1 pseudogene is annotated in these 693 nt (G+C 72.3%); it reads left to right on the top strand.

Annotation, left to right across the window (positions count from 1 at the left end):
* A pseudogene (locus tag D3D02_RS18240) lies at positions 1-693 on the top strand (methyl-accepting chemotaxis protein); the annotation flags it as partial.

Raw genomic sequence — 693 nt, 5'->3', positions numbered from 1 at the left:
ACGAGATCGGCCGGCTCTTCGAGGCCTTCGACGAGACGCGGCGGTCGCTCCGGGACGCGGTCGCCGAGTCCGAGCGGGCGCAGTCCGAGGCGGAAGCCGCCCGCGAGGAGGCCGAAGAGCTGTCCGACACCCTCCTGACGCGCGCCGAGGAGATCGGCGGCGCCATGGAGGACGCCGCCGAGGGCGACCTCACCCGCCGGCTCGACGCCGACAGCGAGGTCGACGCGATCGAGCGCATCACGACGGCGTACAACGAGATGACCGGCGGGCTCTCGACGACGGTCGAGGACATCCAGGCGTTCGCGGGCGACGTGGAGGCCACGAGCGAGGAGATGGCCGCGGAGGCCGACGACGTGGCCGCGATGAACCAGGAGGTGGCCGCCGAGATGCGCGAGCTGGCCGACGAGCTGGACGCGCAGACCGAGCGGTTACGGGAGACGGCCAACGACACCGACGACTTCTCCGCGACCGTCGAGGAGATCGCCTCCACCACCGACGAGGTGGCCGGCGACGCGAGCGCCGCGGCGGAGCTGGGCGAAAAAGGCGAGGAGCGCGCGACCGAAGCGGTCGAGGCCATCGCCGCGATCGCCGACCTCCTCGAGGACCTCGACGACCTCGTCGCCGGCCTCGACGACCGGATGGACGGCGTCGCGGAGACGACCGACGTGATCGCCGACATCGCCGAGCAGACCA

Origin of the sequence: Halobellus sp. Atlit-38R (genome assembly GCF_003665925.1) — an archaeon.
GTDB lineage: Archaea > Halobacteriota > Halobacteria > Halobacteriales > Haloferacaceae > Haloquadratum > Haloquadratum inordinatus.
Note: the sequence above shows the minus strand (reverse complement) of the source record. Positions and strands in the feature narration are given on the sequence as shown.